Origin of the sequence: Aeromonas sp. s12, from assembly GCF_040907925.1 — a bacterium.
Classification (GTDB): Bacteria; Pseudomonadota; Gammaproteobacteria; order Enterobacterales; family Aeromonadaceae; genus Aeromonas; species Aeromonas veronii.
The window spans coordinates 26826-48486 of record NZ_JBFOCT010000031.1 but is presented as its reverse complement, the minus strand read 5'-3'; the positions used below and the strand labels follow the sequence as shown (position 1 = coordinate 48486).

Annotated in this window: 19 protein-coding genes and 6 tRNA genes; 12 read left to right on the top strand and 13 right to left on the bottom strand. The window is 57.8% G+C overall.

Annotated features, from left to right (window positions below):
* Window positions 1–105 precede the first annotated feature (105 nt).
* The 5 genes from AB5Y67_RS15715 (at window position 106) to AB5Y67_RS15695 (ending at window position 593) form a co-directional block, all read left to right on the top strand.
* Window positions 106–182: transfer RNA gene (locus AB5Y67_RS15715), tRNA-Val, on the top strand.
* A 13-nt stretch (window positions 183–195) separates the two neighbouring features.
* Window positions 196–272 (top strand) — tRNA-Val (locus AB5Y67_RS15710).
* Between the two features lie 18 nt (window positions 273–290).
* A tRNA-Val gene (locus AB5Y67_RS15705) sits at window positions 291–367 on the top strand.
* Window positions 368–401: 34 nt separating this feature from the next.
* Window positions 402–478, top strand: a tRNA-Val gene (locus AB5Y67_RS15700).
* A 38-nt stretch (window positions 479–516) separates the two neighbouring features.
* A tRNA-Val gene (locus AB5Y67_RS15695) sits at window positions 517–593 on the top strand.
* A gap of 169 nt (window positions 594–762) precedes the next feature.
* On the opposite strand, the gene AB5Y67_RS15690 is transcribed toward AB5Y67_RS15695, so the two are convergent.
* The 6 genes from AB5Y67_RS15690 to fadR form a co-directional block, all read right to left on the bottom strand.
* Window positions 763–2598 (bottom strand): sigma 54-interacting transcriptional regulator, encoded by a 1836-nt coding sequence (locus AB5Y67_RS15690; RefSeq protein WP_199428266.1) that lies wholly within the window; start codon window positions 2596–2598, stop codon window positions 763–765.
* A 283-nt stretch (window positions 2599–2881) separates the two neighbouring features.
* Window positions 2882–3346 carry a hypothetical protein gene (locus AB5Y67_RS15685; protein ID WP_076491525.1) on the bottom strand — a complete coding sequence of 155 codons (465 nt, stop codon included), beginning with the start codon at window positions 3344–3346 and terminating at the stop codon, window positions 2882–2884.
* A gap of 265 nt (window positions 3347–3611) precedes the next feature.
* Window positions 3612–4496, bottom strand: coding sequence for an AEC family transporter (locus tag AB5Y67_RS15680; RefSeq protein WP_199428265.1), 885 nt, complete (start codon window positions 4494–4496; stop codon window positions 3612–3614).
* A gap of 12 nt (window positions 4497–4508) precedes the next feature.
* Window positions 4509–5066: a YaeQ family protein gene (locus AB5Y67_RS15675; protein WP_005336887.1), complete on the bottom strand. Its 558-nt coding sequence runs from the start codon at window positions 5064–5066 to the stop codon at window positions 4509–4511.
* A gap of 188 nt (window positions 5067–5254) precedes the next feature.
* On the bottom strand, window positions 5255–5395 hold the full coding sequence (locus AB5Y67_RS15670) for a TIGR02808 family protein (protein ID WP_005345965.1): 141 nt from the start codon (window positions 5393–5395) through the stop codon (window positions 5255–5257).
* Window positions 5396–5660: 265 nt separating this feature from the next.
* The gene (gene fadR, locus AB5Y67_RS15665) at window positions 5661–6374 is read right to left on the bottom strand and encodes a fatty acid metabolism transcriptional regulator FadR (RefSeq protein WP_026034983.1); all 714 of its coding nucleotides are present in this window, start codon (window positions 6372–6374) and stop codon (window positions 5661–5663) included.
* A 333-nt stretch (window positions 6375–6707) separates the two neighbouring features.
* On the opposite strand from fadR, the gene nhaB reads away from it, so the two are divergent.
* Complete coding sequence (nhaB, locus tag AB5Y67_RS15660; RefSeq protein ID WP_199428264.1) at window positions 6708–8288, top strand: Na(+)/H(+) antiporter NhaB; 1581 nt, start codon at window positions 6708–6710, stop codon at window positions 8286–8288.
* 98 nt (window positions 8289–8386) lie between these two features.
* Window positions 8387–8908: a disulfide bond formation protein DsbB gene (dsbB, locus tag AB5Y67_RS15655; protein WP_005336895.1), complete on the top strand. Its 522-nt coding sequence runs from the start codon at window positions 8387–8389 to the stop codon at window positions 8906–8908.
* 78 nt (window positions 8909–8986) lie between these two features.
* On the opposite strand, the gene AB5Y67_RS15650 is transcribed toward dsbB, so the two are convergent.
* The 3 genes from AB5Y67_RS15650 to uvrB all read right to left on the bottom strand — a co-directional run bounded on the left by AB5Y67_RS15650 (window position 8987) and on the right by uvrB (window position 12079).
* Complete coding sequence (locus AB5Y67_RS15650) at window positions 8987–9634, bottom strand: DedA family protein (RefSeq protein WP_199428263.1); 648 nt, start codon at window positions 9632–9634, stop codon at window positions 8987–8989.
* A gap of 178 nt (window positions 9635–9812) precedes the next feature.
* Window positions 9813–10070 (bottom strand): YkvA family protein, encoded by a 258-nt coding sequence (locus AB5Y67_RS15645; protein ID WP_005336897.1) that lies wholly within the window; start codon window positions 10068–10070, stop codon window positions 9813–9815.
* A complete protein-coding gene (gene uvrB / locus AB5Y67_RS15640; RefSeq protein WP_005336898.1) occupies window positions 10067–12079 on the bottom strand; it encodes an excinuclease ABC subunit UvrB in 2013 nt (670 codons plus the stop codon). Before uvrB ends, AB5Y67_RS15645 begins: the two co-directional genes overlap by 4 nt.
* 133 nt (window positions 12080–12212) lie before the next feature.
* On the opposite strand from uvrB, the gene AB5Y67_RS15635 reads away from it, so the two are divergent.
* Window positions 12213–12288: transfer RNA gene (locus AB5Y67_RS15635), tRNA-Asn, on the top strand.
* Between the two features lie 472 nt (window positions 12289–12760).
* Here the strand turns inward: AB5Y67_RS15635 and AB5Y67_RS15630 are convergent.
* Complete coding sequence (locus AB5Y67_RS15630) at window positions 12761–12925, bottom strand: hypothetical protein (RefSeq protein ID WP_199428262.1); 165 nt, start codon at window positions 12923–12925, stop codon at window positions 12761–12763.
* Window positions 12926–13062: 137 nt separating this feature from the next.
* On the opposite strand from AB5Y67_RS15630, the gene AB5Y67_RS15625 reads away from it, so the two are divergent.
* Together AB5Y67_RS15625 and AB5Y67_RS15620 are read left to right on the top strand one after the other, a co-directional pair.
* Window positions 13063–14748, top strand: coding sequence for an aspartate:alanine antiporter (locus AB5Y67_RS15625; protein WP_005336899.1), 1686 nt, complete (start codon window positions 13063–13065; stop codon window positions 14746–14748).
* Window positions 14749–14905: 157 nt separating this feature from the next.
* Complete coding sequence (locus AB5Y67_RS15620) at window positions 14906–15319, top strand: hypothetical protein (protein WP_368207947.1); 414 nt, start codon at window positions 14906–14908, stop codon at window positions 15317–15319.
* A gap of 64 nt (window positions 15320–15383) precedes the next feature.
* Here AB5Y67_RS15620 and fabB read toward each other — a convergent pair whose 3' ends face one another.
* A complete protein-coding gene (gene fabB, locus AB5Y67_RS15615; protein WP_199428260.1) occupies window positions 15384–16595 on the bottom strand; it encodes a beta-ketoacyl-ACP synthase I in 1212 nt (403 codons plus the stop codon).
* 90 nt (window positions 16596–16685) lie between these two features.
* Between fabB and mnmC the strand changes: the two genes are divergently transcribed.
* The gene (gene mnmC / locus AB5Y67_RS15610; protein ID WP_325793761.1) at window positions 16686–18704 is read left to right on the top strand and encodes a bifunctional tRNA (5-methylaminomethyl-2-thiouridine)(34)-methyltransferase MnmD/FAD-dependent 5-carboxymethylaminomethyl-2-thiouridine(34) oxidoreductase MnmC; all 2019 of its coding nucleotides are present in this window, start codon (window positions 16686–16688) and stop codon (window positions 18702–18704) included.
* A 95-nt stretch (window positions 18705–18799) separates the two neighbouring features.
* Here mnmC and AB5Y67_RS15605 read toward each other — a convergent pair whose 3' ends face one another.
* Window positions 18800–19396 (bottom strand): DUF922 domain-containing protein, encoded by a 597-nt coding sequence (locus AB5Y67_RS15605; protein WP_064338058.1) that lies wholly within the window; start codon window positions 19394–19396, stop codon window positions 18800–18802.
* A gap of 183 nt (window positions 19397–19579) precedes the next feature.
* The gene (locus tag AB5Y67_RS15600) at window positions 19580–20044 is read right to left on the bottom strand and encodes a hypothetical protein (protein WP_064338059.1); all 465 of its coding nucleotides are present in this window, start codon (window positions 20042–20044) and stop codon (window positions 19580–19582) included.
* Window positions 20045–20239: 195 nt separating this feature from the next.
* Here AB5Y67_RS15600 and dcuC point away from each other — a divergent pair, with 195 nt between their 5' ends.
* On the top strand, window positions 20240–21592 hold the full coding sequence (gene dcuC / locus AB5Y67_RS15595) for an anaerobic C4-dicarboxylate transporter DcuC (protein WP_005336914.1): 1353 nt from the start codon (window positions 20240–20242) through the stop codon (window positions 21590–21592).
* The last annotated feature ends 69 nt before the right edge of the window (window positions 21593–21661 follow it).

Here is a 21661-nt window from a genome sequence, read left to right as displayed (position 1 = left end):
GGGCAAACAGTCTCCTTTGTGCATATGGCCTGTTGACAGCCTTGGGGGGCATGGGTAGTATGCCGACCACGTCAGCAGCGCTGGCGTAGTGAAGTAAGAGAAAGTGGGTTTATAGCTCAGTTGGTTAGAGCACTACCTTGACATGGTAGGGGTCGTTGGTTCGAATCCAATTAAACCCACCACTTTTTCTGTGATGCGTCCTTAGCTCAGCTGGTTAGAGCACCACCTTGACATGGTGGGGGTCGGTGGTTCGAATCCACTAGGACGCACCATTACAGAATACTGATTATGCGTCCTTAGCTCAGCTGGTTAGAGCATCACCTTGACATGGTGGGGGTCGGTGGTTCGAATCCACTAGGACGCACCATTCAGTTTCAAAACTTTGCAGATATTCCAGATGTGGGTTTATAGCTCAGTTGGTTAGAGCACTACCTTGACATGGTAGGGGTCGTTGGTTCGAATCCAATTAAACCCACCACTTCTGTATAAAGAAATAAAAGTCGCATTGCGCACCCTGCGTCCTTAGCTCAGCTGGTTAGAGCATCACCTTGACATGGTGGGGGTCGGTGGTTCGAATCCACTAGGACGCACCAGATTAAAAAAGCCCGCTCATCGAGCGGGCTTTTTGCATTCTGCCATGCAGCCACTCCCCTGCCCCGCCAATCCGTTCAGCACTGTTCGGCAATGGCGCAAAGCCTTGTTCCCATAAAAAACCCGTGTCATCCGATAAACGACACGGGCCGGATAGATGCCGCCAGATCTTCAGCTCTGCACGGCAATCTCGTACTTCTTTATTTTGCGATAGAGGGTGGCAATCCCAATCCCCAGCGCCTGTGCGGCCAGTTTCTTGTTGCCGAGCCGCTGCAGGGTCTCTTCTATCATCTGTTTCTCCATGCTCTCAAGGCCGCTCTCACCCGGAACGGGTTCAGGCAGCTTCTCCGCCGTGGTGGCAAGCGGCGCTGTGGCAGGGACATTGAACGCCGCATCCAGGTTGGTCACCGGGATCGACTGGGCGGTGACACGATGGGGCTCCTGATTGCGGATGATATTGGGGGGCAGCAGGCTGGCATCGATCACCTCGCCCGCCTGACTGACGTTGACCAGATATTCGATGAGGTTGCTGAGCTCGCGCACGTTGCCCGGCCAGCGATACCCCTTGAGCAGCGCCATCACCTCGGGTGCCAGACCGGGATAGACGATGCCGATCCGGCTGGTGTGCAGGTTGAGGAAGTAGTGGGTCAGCAGCTCCACGTCCCCTTCCCGCTCCCGCAGCGGCGGCAGGTTGAGGGGGATGACGTTGATGCGGTAGTAGAGATCTTCACGAAACTTCCCTTCGGCGATGTATTGATCGAGATGCTGGTGAGTGGCGGCGATGATGCGGATATCCACCGGCACCGGCCGGCTGGCCCCGATGGGGGTCACCTCCCGCAGCTCCAGCACCCGCAGCAGCTTGGCCTGCATGGTGAGTGGCATGTCGCCAATCTCGTCGAGGAACAGGGTGCCCTGATGGGCCGCCTGAATAAGGCCCTGCTTGCCGCCGCTGGAGGCGCCAGTAAAGGAGCCCTTCACATAGCCAAACAGCTCGCTCTCCAGCAGTTGTTCGGGAATAGCGGCACAGTTGATGGCGATGAACGGCTTGTCCTGCCGCGGACTCAGGCGATGGACGGCGCGGGCCACCACCTCTTTACCGGTGCCGCTTTCGCCGCAAATCAGCACGCTGGAGGGGCTCTGGGCGATGCGGTGCAGTAGCCGCTTGAGGGTGCGCATCGGCTTGCTCTCGCCGATCAGCTGATCGATCCGCACATCCGGATCCGGCTCCTGAACCTGGCCGGAGTGGGACTGGTGAAACGCCATCAGAAAGAGCTGCTGGCCCTGCACATGGTGCAATTGACCGATGATCAGCTCCTGACGACCTTCAAAGGTGATGATGTGCTGGAGATGACCACTCAGCCCCTGCTGGGAGAAGGTGAGCGGGCGGATCCCCACTTCGCGCCCCTGCAGTTGTTCCTGCTGGCAACCCAGATGATGGAGTGCCGCCTCGTTGGCGTAGAGCAGTTGACTCTTGTCATCGAGCAGCAGGCAACCCTGATCCATGTTGGTCATCAGATTGAGGAACACCTTGTTGACCCCGTCCGACAACCCGCGCGAATCGAGCAACTTGGCTACAAAGATGGTGGAGATATGGCGCACATAGTCACACACATCCTGCAGATTGTTGTTGAGGCGCGCCTGCTGCTCGTCGCTGAAGGCCACCAGACTGATCACCCCGATGCAGCGCTCGTCCACCATGATGGGCACCCCGAGGAAGGCGCGCTCACGGCAGCTCTCCTTGCAGGTACAACCGTCACAGACGGGATCATCGCTGGTGTGGGTAACGATCTTCTCCCGCTGATTATCAATCACATAACGCAGCAGGCGGGAATCCCCCTCCAGCTGACGTCCGAAGAACTTGCCATAGGGCCCGGTGCCAGCCACCCGAACCATATCGGCATCCACAATCTCGACCTCAAGCTGCAGCACACTGGCCAGCATCTTGGCAAAGCGCAAGATGGTCGGCTGGATCTGCATCAACAGACACTGGTTGCTCACGGATCTCATCCATCATTCCTTTTTGTTCTTGTTATCTTCCCCCTAAAGGGAGTCATGCTGGCCAGATACTAAGGGATATCAGGGGGAACTACTTCGGGGGGGATCACGAAAAGGGAAAATGATCCGCATCCTCCGCGACTTCAGAGGTACAGATAAAATTCAATAAAAACATAAAGATGAAAACACATGCAGCAAGATAAACCACTCGGGACAGCCAAGCCTGCAGATCTGCGGAATCCATCGACAAATCATGCTGAAGGTGGGGAAAACAGCCACTGAAATGGCATTTGGCTCACGCGCCACGTACCTGTTTCAAAACTTGACACTCATGGTCGAAATCCGCTTTATCTTGCGGCTGAATGTAACTTTGCCAGCGGGCAAACAGCTCGGCCGTCGGATAACGATGCAGACGAATACCGGTGCGATAGAGTTTGGGAAAGAGTGGGTCTGGCTGGGATCTCACGACCAGACCGCGCAGCTTCTCGCCAGAGGGAATGGCAATCACCAGCTCATCCCCCTCTTTCAACCGTATGGCCCCCAGAATACCGATGCCGCCGATGGCTATGTCGCGCACCACCACATAGGGTACCGGGTTGAGCAACTCCAGAAACCAGTTACGACGGCTGCATTCTGCCTTGTAACCACCCCCACTGAGGATAAAACGGCGGTGTCTGCGCCAGTCATAACCGGTAGGCAATGCCGGGTCATAGCGCGATTTTGCCTGCCCCACAGGATCAGATTGCTCACTTGTGCTCATCCGGTTTCCCTCACTGGCATTGGTTAAACAGTGTCAGTCAGCTCTTTTTCAACTATAGCTGTCGCCGTTAGCCCTGGGGCTCAGGGGCCGGATACGGGGACGACAGATGTATCACGGAGGCAATAATGGACAGAGATGGCATGGAAGAGCTTGCTGATCCTGATAGGCTAACTTTCCCCTGCAAGGATGAGATGCGAACGACTGTGACTCGGTTCGATCAAGCAATTGGCCAGTGAGTCGCACCGTCGCACCAATACAATCTGGCTTAGCCGGGCAGATGAAGTGCCAACCAGACCGCCAGCGGGATCACTAGCACAGAGAGGGCATTGCCGCCGAGCACGATACTGGCCACCTTGTCCGGCTGGCAGTGATACTGCTCGCAGAGCATGTAATTCAAGACCGCAGGGGGCAAGGAAACCGACAACATCAACAGCGGGATCCACTCCGTCTTGAGCGGCAACAGCCAGATCGCCAGCAGCAGCGCCAATCCCCCCGCCAGCAGATAGAGCAGGTTGCACTTGAGCGCGAGGCCAAGGTGATCAAGCTCCCCCTCCATCAGGCGAATGCCCAGCGCAAAGAGCATCAGGGGCACCGAGATCTGACCGAGCAGCGAGGCCGTGGTCACCACATATTCCGGCAGCGCAATGTGCAGGTTGGCCACCAGCAAACCGGCCAGCGCGGCCCAGAGCACCGGGCTGCGCAGCCACAGCCAGCGGGAGGTATTGGCCGAGAGGATAAACATGCCGACCGAGAAGTGCAGCAGATTGGAGAGCACAAAGAGGATCACGATGGCCCCCAGTTGCTGCTCGCCAAACGCTAGCAACATCAAGGGGATACCGAGATTGCCAGTATTTCGGAACATGGCGGGCAAGATCAGCGCTGCCCGCTCAATCCCTTTGAGTTTGAGCAGTGCGAGCAGCAGACCGGGTAAAAGAATAACCAGCGCCCCCGCCGCAATCAACGGCAGATGCTCCGCCAGTGCCAGCGGATACTTGACCAGCGCGGAGAAGACCAGCGCCGGGGTAAACAGCTCGATATTGGCTCGATTGACGTAACCGAGCGCAGCCCCCGGTCGCAATCGCCCGTAGAGGGCGCCGAGCCCGACCACACCGAACACCGGGATGACGATATTGAGCAAGGCGCTGAACATGGGCGGCGTCCGTTACAGTTCGCGGGCCGGTTTGCCCATCAGCACCACCGGATCCAGCGTCACTTCCAGTGCGCCGTTACTGACCCAGAGCTGACCATCGGAGATAGTGCAGGTGAGCTGCATGGTGCGCTCGACCATGGCGGTGAGCGGCAGAGTCTGGCTGTCGGAGAGTTCGATGATGCTGAGGTTGTCATGCTGGCTCAGCTTGCCCTGGTTCTGCTTCCACCAGACGCTGGTGCCACGACCGCCGTAGAGGTAGAGCACCACCTGACGGGCGCGGTTACAGGCCTTTTTCAGCCGTTTTTCATCGGGTTGGCCCAGCTCGATCCAGAGCTCTATTTCGTCCGAGTAGTTCTTGCACCAGAGCTCGGGTTCATCATCGGCGCTCAATCCCTTGGTGAACTCCAGTCGCTCGGCGGCGTGCCAGGCAAAGGCCGCCAGCCGGATCATCATCCGCTCATCGGTTTCGGAGGGGTGGCGCGCCAGCGTGAGGGAGAAGTCCTGATACAGATTGCGATCCATATCAGACAAACTGATCTGGGCCTTGAATACGGTTGCCTTGAGAGCCATAGAAAACCTTGAACACCTGATAAGAGAAGGGTGAGTGGGAAATACGGGCGCCAGTGTAATCAAAATCGGCGGCAGGTTCGACCATCCTGACCAAAGATTTCCCCTTCCCTGCCGGGATAAGTGCTTTAAAAGACACAAAAAACAAATGCCAGTCCGAAGACTGGCATTTGGCGGCATGGAGAAGCGACTCACTTCTCGGCGGACTGTACCCCGAACGCATTCAGCAGCATGCAACAGGTCACTGCCACCGCCACGAATCCGCTCAGAAAGATGAAGGGCATGGCCCCATATCCCAGTACTGTCCAGATGGTGTGTTCAAGAAGACTCATTGTTGTGTCCTTCATCCGGTGAAAGGTGTGTTCCTTCTGGCGGATATTGGCTCCGCTCTTGATGCCTCCATTTGACCTCAATCAGCGGTTGGGTCCTATGCCACCAAAGTGATAAATGCAGGGTTCATTTGCGCTGGATCAAGCTTTTTGGCCAAATATCCATGTAGTTCAAACAATTACCACCACCAGTCAAGGATAGACACAAACACGGCGGAATAAAAAAACGCGCCGAATGGCGCGTTTCTTGGACAGCACAGGCAAGGGATCAGTTGTCGCACAGATCGCTTGGCATGTCCTGACGCAGGCGTGTCCACAGCTTGCCGGACTCGATACCGTACTGACGCACCGTCATGAACACGGCTTCGTGGTTCTTGGTCTCCGCCAGATTGAGCAGGGTCTTGTAGTAGGCATCTGCGGTCTCGCGGGCCTGCTTGTCGGAGAAGTAGTAGCTGCCAACCCGGCTGTACAAACCTTTGAAACCGTTCAGGATCAAAGCGTAGATCGGATTGCCGGAAGCAAACGCCAGCTGGTGGTGCAGACGATAATCGAACTCGGCATAAGCCTGTGCGTTGTTCTCGACCCCATCGGCGCCACGCAGGATCTCGGCGGCCTGTTCCGGATTGTGACGGATCGCCCCGCGGATAAAGATGGTGCAGATGTGGGTACGGGCGGAGAGCAGCTGAGCTATCAGATCAGGTACCTTGTCCTGATCCAGACGAGCCAATGTCTCCAGAATATTGAGGCCGGAGGTTTCCCAGAAATTGTTCACCTTGGTCGGCTTGCCATGCTGTATGGTCAACCAGCCATCACGGGCCAGTCGCTGCAGCACTTCGCGCAAGGTCGTCCGCGTCACCCCGATCAACTCGGATAATTCACGCTCGGCGGGCAGAATAGATCCGGGAGGAAAGCGATTGTTCCAGATGGACTCGATGATGTATTCCTCGGCAAACCCAGCTGGGCTCTGCGCTTTTATAACCATGAATTGACTCTGTTGTAATGCGTAAAAAGGCTGACGAATGATATCAAAGCGATGATGGCTGGCAAGCATAAGGTCAGTCCTCTGCTCACATATGGCAAATATAGTGTTGGGAATATGTATCTAATCGCCACGAGGGAGCCAGCCAACCCCGACAAGGTGGTTATAAAACAGACAGATGGGCAGAGTTCCATCGGCTATCATTTATAATCGTCACGCTTTTTGATTAAAATCACGAGGAATCAGACAGATAAAGGCCAACATCCGGAGGCACAGGTCGAATCATCCTTGACTGCATAGAAGCAGATCCTAACAACAAAGTTGAGACCCATTATCATGCCAATAAGCCTAGGGCAGGCATTCGCCAAGAACTTCTTGGGCAATGCACCACAGTGGTATAAAAGCGCCATCTTGCTATTTCTGGTAATCAATCCGATTGCCTTCCACCTTGATCCTTTCATTGCGGGCTGGTTACTGGTCGTTGAGTTTATCTTCACCCTGGCCATGGCCCTCAAGTGCTACCCCCTGCAACCGGGTGGTCTGCTCGCGATCGAAGCCGTGTTGATCGGCATGACCTCCGCCGATCAGGTCAAGCACGAGCTGGTCGCCAATATCGAAGTGCTGCTGTTGCTGGTGTTCATGGTGGCAGGCATCTATTTCATGAAGCAGCTGCTACTCTATGTCTTCACCAAGCTGCTGATCGGCGTACGCTCCAAGATCCTGCTCTCCCTCTCCTTCTGTCTGGTCTCCGCCTTCCTGTCGGCTTTTCTCGATGCCCTGACCGTGATTGCCGTTGTGATCAGCGTCGCCACCGGCTTTTATGCCATTTATCACAAGGTCTCGTCCGGCAAGGAGTTTGGTCACAGCCATGACCATACCGATGATAAGGAAGTCGCCGAGCTCAATCGCCAGGATCTCGACGATTTTCGTGCCTTCCTGCGCAGCCTGATGATGCATGCCGCCATCGGTACCGCGCTGGGTGGTGTCTGCACTCTGGTGGGCGAGCCGCAAAACCTCATCATCGGCGAGCAAGCCAGCTGGAACTTCGCCGAATTTGCCATTCGCATGTCTCCCGTCACCATCCCCGTCTTTATCTGCGGTCTGCTGACCTGCGTGCTGGTGGAACAGTTCCGCTGGTTTGGCTATGGTGCCCGCCTGCCGGACACGGTGCGCGCCATCATGGAGGAGTACAACCGCTACGATGAAGCTAAACGCAGCCCGCAAGACAAGGCCAAGCTGATCGTTCAGGCGTTGATTGCGGTCTGGCTGATTGTCGGTCTGGCCATGCACCTGGCAGCCGTTGGCCTGATTGGTCTCTCAGTCATCGTGCTGGCCACCTCCCTGACCGGGATCACCGAGGAGCACTCGCTGGGTAAAGCCTTCCAGGAGGCACTCCCCTTCACCGCCCTGCTGGCAGTCTTCTTCAGCGTGGTCGCCGTCATCATCGATCAGCAGCTGTTCAAGCCGGTGATCCAGCTAGTATTGGCAGCCAAACCTGAGAACCAGCTGGCCCTCTTCTATCTGGCCAACGGGGTGCTCTCCATGGTCAGTGACAACGTCTTTGTCGGCACCGTCTACATCAATGAGGTGAAGACGGCCATGCTCAATGGTGCCATCGACCGCGCCCAGTTCGATCTGCTGGCGGTAGCCATCAACACAGGTACCAACCTGCCGTCGGTCGCCACCCCCAATGGTCAGGCCGCCTTCCTGTTTATGCTCACTTCGGCATTGGCGCCGCTGCTGCGTCTCTCCTATGGCCGCATGGTCTGGATGGCGCTGCCCTACACATTGGTGCTGGGGCTGATCGGCTTTTTCTCTGTCGAATTGCTGCTTGGTCCTGCCACCGAGTGGTTCTATCAGCATGGATGGCTGGTGATGGAGAGTGCGCTGCCAGCGGTACAGCCGGCGCTGCATTAATCCATTGAGATGGTTTCCGAGGGCCCTTTCAGGGCCCTTTTCTTTTCTGCCCCGCTCTGCTCTAATTCAGCCACTGTTTTTTCTGAGAGATCAATGAGATGATCGAGTTTCTCCGCCGTATTGCCGCCCATCGGCTGGCTTGGGGCCTGTTGGCAGCATCAGCCCTGTTCCTCGAGTTGTGTGCCCTCTTCTTCCAGCATGTACTGGGCCTCTCCCCGTGCGTGATGTGCGTTTACGAACGGTTGGCGACCCTGGGGGTGCTGGCCGCCGGTCTGCTCGGCATGGTGGCGCCGGATAAGTGGTATGTTCGCTGGAGTGCCATGTTGCTGTGGGGCTACAGTGCCTTCCGCGGCTTCCAGCTGGCCCTCAAGCATGTGGACTATCAGGTCAACCCCTCCCCGTTCAACGTCTGCAGCCCGTTTGCCGACTTCCCGAGCTGGGCTCCACTCGATCAGTGGCTCCCCTGGCTCTTTATGCCTGAAGGGGATTGTGCCCAGATCACCTGGCAGTTCTTCGGTTACTCCATGCCCCAGTGGCTGGTTGTCATCTTCGCCGCTTACCTGTTGGTCTTCACCGTGGTGGCCATCGGCAATCTGGTGAAAGGACGCTGCTGCAACTGAGTGTCATGCCCGCGTGAAGATAAAAAGGGGGAGCCATCATGGATCCCCCTTTCTCGTTCTGGCTGACCCTATTTCTGGTTACGCCTTGGCAGTACCCATCTTGGCCTTGACCGCGCCAATCACCATGGGCAACAGGGAGATACCAATGATGCCGAAGATCAGCAGGGTAAAGTTGTGACGCACCACCGGCAGATTGCCAAAGAAGTGGCCGGCATAGACAAAAGAGAGTACCCACAGCAGACCGCCAACCAGGTTGAACGCCAGGAAGCGCGGATAGGTCATGGCCCCCATCCCTGCCACGAACGGCGCAAAGGTACGCACGATAGGCAGGAAGCGGGTGATGATGATGGTCTTGCCACCATGCTTGGCATAGAAGGCGTGGGTCTTCTCCAGATAATCCCGGCGGAAGATTTTGGAGTCCGGGTTGCGGAACAGCTGCTCGCCGAAGAAGTGACCAATGGTGTAGTTGACCACGTTGCCCAGCACGGCAGCGATGATCAGCACGGCCGACAGGGTATGGACGTCCAGCACGCTGCCCACGGTGAGCGCACCGGCGGCAAACAGCAGGGAGTCACCCGGCAGGAACGGCGTCACTACCAACCCTGTTTCACAGAAGATGATCAGAAACAGGATGGCGTAAACCCAGACGCCATAGTTCTCAAACAGCTCTTTCAAATGCACGTCAACGTGCAGGATAAAGTCGATTGCAAAGAGGATCAGATCCATTTTTCCATACCCATAAAGTGAACGGCGTGGAGTCTACGCCAATGCCATCCGGGCGACAATCACCGAGGCAGCCTCTTTTTCATCCCGAAGCGCCCACCTTCAAATGAAACCGTTTTTCCGCTTCCTTCGAGGGTGGGGGCACAAAGAGTGATGTCGAGCGTGGTGTTGAAAAGGTGAACTAGGAGGCCTGTTCTAGATCGCTGCGCACTGCGGAGGGCAAACAACGCTCCCAACCCCATAGCAACACCAGCAGCAGGGTCACATCATCGAACCAACCCAGCAAGGGTACCACGTCGGGGATAAGATCCACCGGACTGATGCCATAGAGCAGGATAAGGATCACCAGGCCCCTCGCCCACCAGGGGGTACCAGGATGGCGAAAACCATGATAGAGACGACGAAGTCGTTGCCAAATCAGCCAGCGTTTGCGGCTCATGACTCGATCAACTCGCTGCGCAACTGCTGGATCTGATCCCGCAGTGCTGCCGCCTGTTCGAACTCCAGATCCCGGGCATGCTGGAACATCTGCTCCTCCATCCGCTTGATCTCTTTGGCAATCTCGCTGGCAGAGCGGACATGGTATTCCCCTTGCGGCTCGGCTGCCTTGCGCATCCCCTTGCCTGGTTTACCTGCCGTGCGGCTGCCCCCCATGTCCATCACATCGCCAATGGATTTGTTGAGCCCTTTGGGGGTGATCCCATGCTTGAGGTTATGGGCATGCTGCAAGGCGCGGCGCCGCTCGGTCTCCTCAATGGCTACCTTCATCGAGTTGGTGATGGTATCGCCGTAGAGAATGACCTTGCCGTTGAGGTTACGCGCCGCACGGCCGATGGTCTGGATCAGTGAACGAGTGGAGCGCAGGAAGCCCTCTTTATCTGCATCGAGAATCGCCACCAGCGACACTTCCGGCATGTCGAGACCTTCCCGCAGCAGGTTGATGCCCACCAGCACATCGAACTTGCCAAGGCGCAGATCGCGGATGATCTCCACCCGTTCGACCGTATCGATATCAGAGTGGAGATAGCGCACCTTGACGTCGTGCTCCGCCAGATACTCGGTCAAGTCTTCCGCCATCCGCTTGGTCAGGGTCGTGACCAGCACCCGCTCCTCGACGGCGACCCGCTTGCGGATCTCGGAGAGCAGATCGTCCACCTGCGTGGTCACCGGACGCACCTCGATCTCCGGATCGAGCAGGCCGGTTGGGCGCACCACCTGCTGCACCACATCGCCGCCGGACTTCTCCAGCTCGTAGGGGCCGGGAGTCGCCGAGACAAACACCGTCTGCGGCATCAGCGCTTCAAATTCGTCGAACTTGAGCGGCCGGTTGTCCAGCGCCGAGGGGAGCCGGAAGCCGTACTCCACCAGGGTCTCCTTGCGGGAGCGGTCCCCTTTGAACATGGCGCCGATCTGCGGCACCGTGACGTGGGACTCATCGATGATGAGCAAACCATCCCCCGGCAGGTAGTCAAACAGGGTGGGCGGCGGCTCCCCCGGCGCACGACCGGAGAGGTAGCGGCTGTAGTTCTCGATGCCGGAGCAGTAACCCAGCTCCTGCATCATCTCCATGTCGAACTGGGTGCGCTGGCTGATGCGCTGCTCCTCCACCAACTTGTTGAGAGACAACAGTTGCTCGCGGCGACTGCGCAGCTCCTCCTTGATATGCTCGATAGCCCCCAGAATGGTCTCGCGCGGGGTAGCGTAGTGGGTCTTGGGGTAGATGGTGTAGCGCACTACCGTCTGCTCTATGGCACCGGTCAGGGGATCGAACTGGGAGAGCCGCTCCACCTCTTCATCAAAGAGTTCTACCCGCAGGGCCAGCTTGTCCGATTCGGCAGGGTAGATGTCGATCACTTCACCGCGCACCCGGAAGGTGCCGCGTTGAAACGCCATGTCGTTGCGGGTGTACTGCAGCTCGGCGAGGCGACGCAGGATATCCCGCTGGTTGATCACATCCCCCACTTTGAGGTGCAGCATCATGCTCAGATAAGCTTGGGGATCCCCCAGACCATAGATGGCCGACACCGAAGCAACGATCACCACGTCGCGCCGCTCCAGCAACGCCTTGGTGGCCGACAATCGCATCTGCTCGATGTGATCGTTGATGGAGGCATCCTTCTCTATAAAGGTGTCGGTGGTCGGCACATAGGCTTCGGGCTGGTAATAGTCGTAGTAGGAGACGAAATACTCCACCGCGTTGTCGGGGAAGAACTCCTTCATCTCACCATAGAGCTGGGCGGCCAGGGTCTTGTTGGGAGCCAGGATCATGGTCGGGCGATTCAGAGTGGCGATGACATTGGCCATGGTGAAGGTCTTGCCCGAACCGGTCACCCCGAGCAGGGTCTGGTGGGCCAGCCCCGACTCGATGCCATCCAGCAGTTGGGCAATCGCCGTGGGCTGATCACCGGCAGGTTGAAACTGGCTGGCTAACTTGAACAATTTGCTCATGAACACTCCCGACACAAAACAGCAAAGGAGCAGTGTAACCGAGGGTTTGGCAGCGGTACACCCGTGCCATCATACCGCGAATGGCTTGACCACCTCAGACACCTTCTGTATGATGCTCCTCCTTGCCTGATGTTCCCCCGTAGTTCAGTCGGTAGAACGGCGGACTGTTAATCCGTATGTCACTGGTTCAAGTCCAGTCGGGGGAGCCAAATTCCTCACCATCTCGGTGCAAGTTATCCACTTTAGTGCCCTCTCCTGCCAATTTTAATGCACAAGATCCTTCTTGCTGCTGACGCTCCCTTTTGTTACCCGTCCTGGCTCGACAGAGTTTTCTCCTGTCGCATCTAACTATTTGATTTTTATACAAACATTTTTCTTCCGGTATTTTTTGAACAGCCCTTGCATCCCAGTACTGGCGCGGCTTTCAGGGCGATGAACAAGTTTCATAAACAGGGTTATCCACAGATTCTGTGGGTAAGTGCAGCAAGCCCTGTCAGGACGCGGGATTGCCCTTGATGGCCCCCGGCGAAGAGTCATTTTGCTGGCCAACCTGATTTTATGCTGTTTTTTTGCCCCCTCAGGAACAGTGAGGTGACAGGCTCTATTGGCACTTTTCAGAGGTATCTTTTTGCCAACCCTTTCCCTGTGGGCGAACGGGCAAATATCAAGCTGATTTGCCCCTCAGCCAACCATGGCGGCCATCGGTTGAATCTGCTGAAACTGATCCCCGCCAAGCGGCTGAACAGCAGAATCTAAAATATCGGCCTGCGCCAGAGCTCTTCGGTCGCGGGCAGCAGATTTCACTAATTGACAACGGCGGTTACAGCAAAAATTGCCAGATTTCATCCGCTTGTCTCCCTATCACGCCGCCGGCTCCACAAATAGCGTCCGATAACGTCCGATTAATCGCACCCTTGCGCTTCTTTATTGGGGATAGATCCGGCACAATATCGACCCCACTTTTTTCCTCGGTTTTTCCGGGCATGACCATAGATTTCGTGACACTGCTACATCAAAGCGACTCCCTGCTGCTGTTCGTGGTATTGGCCTTCGGCCTGCTGCTTGGCAAGGTGCGAATTGGCAACTTTCAGATTGGCAACACCATAGGTGTGCTGTTTACCGCCCTGCTGTTCGGCCAGATGGGCTTCGAATTTGCAGCCACCACTGAAAACGTCGGCTTTATGCTGTTCATCTTCTGTGTGGGGATCGAGGCGGGCCCTCATTTCTTCAGCGTCTTCCTGCGCGACGGCATCCACTACATCACCCTGACCCTGGTGATCTTGCTGACCGCCCTGCTGCTGACGGTGGGGCTGGCCAAGTTCTTCAATCTGGGGCCGGGCATGGCGGCGGGGATCCTGGCGGGTTCCCTCACCTCGACCCCCGCGCTGGTAGGTGCCCAGGATGCCTTGCGCAGCGGTCTGCTCAACCTGCCCCATCAGACCGATATGCAGGCGGTGCTCGACAACATGGGCATCGGCTACGCCCTGACCTATCTGGTGGGTCTGGTGGGCCTGATGCTGGTGGTGCGCTATCTCCCCTCGCTGGCACGCCTCGACCTCAATACCGAGGCGCAAAAAATCGCCCGTGAGCGGGGTCTCTCCGACAGCGAGAGTCGCAAGACCTATCTGCCCATCATCCGCGCCTATCGGGTGGGCCCCGAACTGGCAGCCTGGATCGGTGGCCGTACCCTGCGGGAGACCGGCATCTATCCCCATACCGGCTGCTATGTAGAGCGGATCCGCCGCAACGGCATTCTGGCCAGTCCCGATGGCGATGCCGTTATTCAGGAAGGGGATGAGATCGCTCTGGTGGGCTATCCCGAGAGCCACGAGAAGCTGGACGTCAACTACCGCAACGGTAAAGAGGTGTTCGACCGCAACCTGCTCGACCTGCAGATCGTCACCGAAGAGATAGTGGTAAAGAATGACTCGGTGGTCGGCCGCCATCTGGTGGAGCTCAACCTCACCGAGAAAGGGTGCTTCCTCAACCGGGTGGTACGCTCCCAAATCGAGATGCCGTTCGATCGCAACATCATGTTGCAAAAGGGCGACGTGCTGCAGATCAGTGGCGAGAAACAGCGGGTCAAACTGCTGGCCAACAAGATCGGCTTTATCAGCATCCACAGCCAGACCACGGATCTGGTGGCCTTCACCACCTTCTTCGTACTCGGCCTGCTGATCGGCTCCGTTTCGCTGGTGTTCGGTCAGATCGAATTCGGTCTCGGCAACGCCGTCGGCCTGCTGCTGGCAGGCATTCTGATGGGTTACCTGCGGGCCAACCACCCGACGGTCGGCTATGTGCCGCCCGGCGCGCTCAGATTGGCCAAGGATCTCGGTCTGGCGGTCTTTATGGTGAGTACGGGTCTGAAAGCCGGTGGCGGCATCCTCGACCACCTCAGCGAGGTGGGTACGGTAGTGCTCTTCTCCGGCATGCTGGTGACCACCTTGCCGGTGCTGGTAGGCTATCTGTTCGGGGTCTGGGTGCTCAAGATGAACCCGGCGCTGCTGCTCGGTGCCATCACAGGTGCCCGTACCTGTGCCCCGGCGATGGATGTGGTCAACGAGGCAGCCAACAGCTCCATTCCGGCACTCGGCTATGCCGGTACCTATGCGGTGGCCAACGTGATGCTGACCCTTGCGGGCTCCTTTATCATCGGCTTCTGGTTCTAGCCAGCAGCTATCACATTACCGCTAACAAAGAAGGGAGCCTCAGGCTCCCTTCTTGCTATCTGCCTTTCTCCCAAGTGCGGAGCAGGCTCATTGGTGTGGCCCCCCCATCTGCGCTGAAATCTGCCACCAACCCACTCCCCCTATTCCACAGTGGTCGATGCTCTGCTCTGCTCTGCTCTGCTCTGCTCTGCTCTGCTCTGCTCTGCTCTGCTCTGCTCTGCTCTGCTCTGCTCTGCTCTGCTCTGCTCTGCTCTGCTCTGCTCTGCTCTGCTCTGCTCTGCTCTGCTCTGCTCTGCTCTGCTCTGCTCTGCTCTGCTCTGCTCTGCTCTGCTCTGCTCTGCTCTGCTCTGCTCTGCTCTGCTCTGCTCTGCTCTGCTCTGCTCTGCTCTGCTCTGCTCTGCTCTGCTCTGCTCTGCTCTGCTCTGCTCTGCTCTGCTCTGCTCTGCTCTGCTCTGCTCTGCTCTGCTCTGCTCTGCTCTGCTCTGCTCTGCTCTGCTCTGCTCTGCTCTGCTCTGCTCTGCTCTGCTCTGCTCTGCTCTGCTCTGCTCTGCTCTGCTCTGCTCTGCAATGAGTGATGGCAGATCCCGAAGACAAAAAAAGCGCCCTGAGGCGCTTTTTTCATATCAACCGGATGATCAAGCTTTGAACTTGCTGAACACCAGAGAAGCGTTGGTACCGCCAAAGCCGAAGCTGTTGGACATGACGGTGTTGAGTTCGGCCACTTCGTACTCACGCACGATGGGCAGACCTTCGGCCTTCTCGTCCAGAGTCTCGATGTTGATGCTGGGAGCGATAAAGCCGTGTTCCATCATCAGCAGGGAGTAGACAGCCTCGTGCACGCCCGCAGCGCCCAGCGCATGGCCGGTCATCGCCTTGGTGGCAGAGATCTTGGGACCGTTGGCGCCAAACAGAGTCTGGATAGCTTCCAGCTCTTTGGTATCACCCACCGGAGTGGAGGTGCCGTGGGTGTTGATGTAATCAACCTTGCCCACACCCTGCATCGCCATCTTCATGCAACGCACCGCGCCTTCACCGCTCGGCGCGACCATGTCATAGCCATCGGAGGTAGCACCATAGCCAGTCAGCTCAGCATAGATGTGAGCGCCACGCGCCAGCGCATGTTCCAGCTCTTCGATCACCAGAATGCCGCCACCACCGGAGATAACGAAACCGTCGCGGTTCGCATCATAGGTACGGGACGCTTTTTCCGGCGTGTCGTTGTACTTGGTGGAGAGGGCGCCCATGGCGTCAAACTGGATGGTAGAGGACCAGTCCAGCTCTTCACCACCACCGGCGAAGACCACATCCTGTTTGCCAAGCTGGATCAGCTCAAGTGCGTGACCGATGCAGTGCGCAGAGGTGGCGCAAGCTGAGCTGATGGAGTAGTTGACACCCTTGATCTGGAACGGGGTCGCGAGGCAAGCGGAAGTGGTGGAGGACATGGTGCGCGGCACCATGTAAGGGCCCACACGCTTGACCCCTTTCTCACGGGCGATGTCCACAGATTCCGAGGTGTTCTTGCCGGAGGCACCACCTGAACCGACCACCAGGCCGGTACGCTCGTTGGAGACCTGATCTTCCGCCAGACCGGCATCTTCAATGGCCTGCTGCATGGAGAGGTAGGCGTAGGCCGCAGCGTCGCCCATGAAACGCATGACTTTACGGTCGATCAGTTCAGACGGATCGAGTTTGATGTTACCCCAGACACGGCTGCGCAGGTTGTGCTGCTCGAACTGCTCGGAATAGGTGATGCCGGATTTACCTGCTTTCAGGGAGGCCAGCACTTCTTCCTTGTTGTTGCCGATACTGGAGATGACGCCGATACCGGTGATCACTGCTCTTCTCATTAATTCATCTCGTCTGGAAAAACTGGCGCCAAGTCTACCCGCTTTCGGCTGCCAAACTGGTCTGCTTTCACGTAGAATGCCCGCGATTTTGTGACGCGAGCCGAGGAAAACGTGAGTCAAACATCCTTACATCATGCCCGATTGGACTGGAATGAAGCGGGAACTCCTGTCTCCAGTGACTTCGGGGATGTGTACTTTTCCAATGATAACGGTCTAAGTGAAACCCGCTACGTCTTTTTGCAGCAAAACCGGCTACCTGCGCGATTTTCGCACCACGATAGTGACAGTTTCGTGATAGGTGAAACAGGTTTCGGCACAGGCCTTAACTTTCTGGCGACAATGCAAGCCTTCCTGGAACAGGCGCCTCAATCCGGCAACGGCTCCCGTCTGCACTTCATCAGTTTCGAGAAATACCCCCTGACCCAAGACGATCTGCGCAAGGCGCTGGCCGCCTGGCCTGAACTTGGCCACTTGAGTCAGGATCTTGTCGCCCAATGGCCGCTGCCGGTTTCCGGTTGCCACCGCCTGCATTTTGCGGGTGGCCGCATTCGCCTCGATCTCTGGTTTGGCGATATCAAGGATATGCTGCCGCAGGTGCCTCATCGGGCAGAAGGTCTGGTGGATGCCTGGTATCTGGATGGTTTCTCCCCGGCCAAGAACCCGGAGATGTGGACACAGGAGCTGTTTGATGGTCTCGCTCGCCTCGCCCGTCCCGATTGCTCCATTGCCACCTTTACCTGTGCCGGTTTTGTCCGTCGCGGCCTGATTGCCGCCGGTTTTGCCATGAAGAAGGTGAAGGGCCACGGTAGCAAGCGGGAGATGCTGGTGGGGGATCGCACCGACAAGCAGCCGCAGCAGACCATCGCCCCCTGGTATGCCCGTCCTGCCGGACGCACTGGCGAGGTAGTGATCATCGGCGGCGGCATCGCCTCGGCCGTGACGGCGCTCTCTCTGGTGGAGCGGGGTCGCAAGGTGACATTGCTGTGTACAGATGGCGAACCGGCCACCGGCGCCTCAGGCAATCGTCAGGGGGCGCTCTATCCCCTGCTCAACGGCGAGCACGATGCCCTGTCACGCTTCTATTCGCTCGCCTTTGGCTATGCCCGCCAACGGCTGCTGGCGTTGGCCGAACGCCACCCTATCGCTTTCGAATTATGCGGAGTGACCCAGCTCGGTTATGACGACAAACCGGCAGCCAAGTTGGCGAAAATGAACCAGGGCCCCTTCCCGTCCGAGCTGATGCATCCCCTCTCTACAGCAGAGGTAGAGCAGGTGGTTGGCCTGCCCTGTGGCCACAGCGGCGTCAGTTACCCACAGGGGGGTTGGCTCTGTCCGGCCGATCTCACCCGAGCCGCCCTGAAAGAGGCGCAAGCCAGCGGCCTGCTGGAGGTCGTGTTCAACACCGAGGTGGTCGCTATTACTGAACTGGCCGATGGCTGGCAAGTAGAGAGCCAGGATGGCCGCCACTGGCAGGCCCCCAATCTGGTGGTCGCCGCCGGACACCAGTTGCCAGCACTGCTCCCCTTTGCCGAGCTGCCGCTCTATCCGGTGCGCGGTCAGGTGAGTCATGTGCCAACCTCAGCCAGCTTGAGTCAGCTCAACACGGTGCTCTGCTACGATGGCTACCTCACACCTATGCACAACGATCAACACTGTATTGGTGCCAGCTATGGCCGTAACCAGAGCAGCCTTGAGTTTCGTGCCGAGGAGCAAATCCAGAATCAGGTGCGGTTGCAAGCCTGCCTGCCGGAGCAAACCTGGCCCGCCGAAGTGGATGTGAGCGGCAACGAGGCGCGCGTAGGGGTGCGTTGTGCCAGCCGGGATCACCTGCCGGTGGTGGGGCCAGTGGCCAGATTGCAAGGTCTGGCGGATCACTATGCGCAGCTGCAGCATGATCAGCACAACGCCCAGCAGTTCCCCCTTCACCCCGGCCTCTATGTGCTGGGTGCGCTCGGCTCGCGGGGTCTCTGCTCGGCGCCGCTCTGTGGTGAGCTGCTCGCCAGCGAGATCTGCGGCGATCCCCTGCCGCTGGCCGCCGATCTGCTGGAAGCGCTCCACCCAGCCCGTTACTGGGTGCGCAAACTGCTCAAAGGCAAGGCGCTGGTCTGAACCGGACTCTGCAAGCAAATAGAATGGCCGCCTATCGGGCGGCCATTCTATTTATCAAATCGTGCGATGCTGGATATTGCGTCTTGAGATAGCGCTCACTTGGGCCAGTGCACCCCGAGCTGTTCGCCGTAACCTGTCTGACGCTGGAATCCGTCGAGCCGTCCCTTGACCTTGCTCAGCTCGCCACTACCTGCTGCCCACGCGGCATAGCGCAGTGCCTGACAATCTGCATGACCGGGTAATCCCGCAATCGCACCGCCCACCTGATTGGCCCCTTGCAGCACCATCTCCTTGAAGCGGGATTCGTAGTCAAACATGCTGGATAGCAGCCGCCCCCAGCGCTGGCGGGCAGGCTCGTTACTGTTCGCACTCTGACGCCAGCGGGGCAGCAACACGGTGGCGTTGGTGGTTACCGTCACCCGGTTGAGCTGGCAGCGCCCCGGCAACTGCTCGGTATCCAGCTGCCAGTCCACCTGATAACTCGCCTTGCCGAGTACGGGCTTGCCATTCACCTTGGGGGCACTTTGGGCAATCGCCCGGGCAAGCTGCTCCGGACTGGTTGCATTGACCTCATAAAAACGGACATTGATGCGGGACTCTGGCACCACTTGCGGCCGGCTCGGCTGAGCCTGACTCATCAGGGGCAACAGCAACAACCCGACCCCCACTACTCCATAAACCTTGCTGACCATGCCAGACTACCTTCCTTGATTGCACGGGCGGAGTACCAACCTTGGTGAACCCCACCGCCACACAGATGACGGGTATAGCCTATGTGTGACGACGAGGCGGCGCAACACAATGATGCGCCCAGAAATCAGAGCACGCTCACAGGTTGCGTGAGCAGAGTATGGCACAAGGCCAAAACTGTATTTTTATTGAGCATGACGGCTGATGCGCTGCCAGTCGAGGTGATAGTTTTTCACATTGATGTCATGACCATCTATCTGAATAAAATGATCATTTTTAAGGCGGTTGGCAAAAAAGTCCTGATCTGCCCCCTCATTGAGCCACAGCTCGCAAAGTCCCCGTTTTCCCTCTTTGGCATAGAATCTCGGGGTGACCAGCAGCGCGACCCCATCTACCCGGATGGCATGACGGGCCAGGCAGTTTGCTTCGGTGGTTTTGGATGCCAGCGCGGCAAAACGGGGTCTGTTCCCCTCGGCAACCACCAGTACCCCATAAGAGTGAGGAGCCATGAGACGCCGCATGGCGACCGCCTGATGAGGACCGGTTTGATGAAAACCGTCATTGGTTACCGCAAACACGCAAGTAGGTGAAAATAGCATCGCAAGCAGGAAAATAGAGCGTTTAATGCCTGAAAAATCACCAATCGCCATATAAAAGCCTCAAAAGACAACCAAGGCTGGCAAGGGTAGGTAGCCAAACCCGCTGGGTAAAGTACCTTTACCTTTCTTTAATTCTGTTCATGGGGTTAAACGTTGATTTAGCTCACACAACATCCTGTTTCCAGTCGCCACTCTACCCCTATCGGAATAGACTCCCTCCACTCTCATCCAATCAGAAGGCAACATATGCTGGAACTCATCGTTGGCACCCTGGTCACCCTGGTGGTGGGCCGTGCCATTTTCAAAGGATACTCCGCGACCGGGGTGCTGCTGAGCGGCGGCTTGCTGCTGCTGGTCATCACCGCCATGATGGGCAAACCGGTACTACCGAGCAAGGTGGTCAGCACCGGTTATATCGCAACCGATATCTTCGAATACGTCCGCTTCCTGCTCAATGACCGTGGCGGTGGACTGGGGATGCTGATCATGGTGCTGTGCGGCTTCGCCGGCTATATGAGCCATATCGGTGCCAACACCATTCTGGTCAAGCTGGCCAGCAAACCGCTCGGCATCATCAAGTCCCCCTATATCCTGCTGGTGGCTGCCTATCTGGTGGCCTGCGCCATGTCGCTGGCGGTCAGCTCCGCTACCGGCCTCGGCGTGTTGTTGATGGCCACCCTGTTCCCACTGATGGTCAACATGGGGATCTCCCGTGGCGCGGCTGCGGCCGTGTGCGCCTCGCCAGCCGCTATCATTCTGGCACCGACCTCCGGTGACGTGGTGATGGCCGCTCAGGCCGCCAACATGCCGCTGCTGGATTTTGCCTTCAAGCTGACCCTGCCCATCTCGCTGGTGGCGATCGCCTGCATGGCGGTGACCCACTTCTTCTGGCAGCGCTACCTTGACCAGAAATCCGGTGAACACAACGAGCCGGTCGCACCGGGTGATCTGGTGACTACCGCCCCCGCTTTCTACGCCATCCTGCCCTTTACCCCCATCATCGGGGTGCTGGTGTTTGACGGTAAATGGGGTCCGCAGCTGGATATCGTCACCATCATCGTCATGTGCATGGTGTTGGCCAGCCTGCTGGAGCTCGTGCGGATCCGCAATGGCAAGGAGCTGCTGGATGGTCTGCAGGTCTGCTGGCGCAACATGGCTGACGCCTTTGCCGGTGTGGTCATGCTGCTGGTCGGTGCCGGTGTCTTCGCCCAGGGTCTGATGACCATCGGCTTTATCGACACCCTGCTGGCTCACGCGCAGGATCTCGGTTCCGGCGGCCTGATCATGATGCTGTCACTGGTGGTGATCACCACCCTGGCCGCCTTCACCACCGGTTCGGGTAATGCCCCCTTCTACGCCTTCGTGGAGCTGATCCCCAACCTGGCCAGCAGCCTTGGCATCAACCCGGCCTATCTGGTAATCCCGATGCTGCAAGCCTCCAACCTGGGTCGCACCATTTCTCCGGTCTCCGGGGTGGTGGTCGCCTGTGCGGGGATGGGCAAGCTCTCGCCGTTCGAAGTGGTCAAGCGCACCAGTATGCCGGTCGCCGTCGGCCTGCTGGTGGTGATCGTCGCCACCCAGATCATGGTTCCCGCCTGATCGCTGACCAGCCCGGCACCCTGCCGGGCTGGTATCCTCCCCCCCCTTTGCAGTAGACTCGGTGCTCAT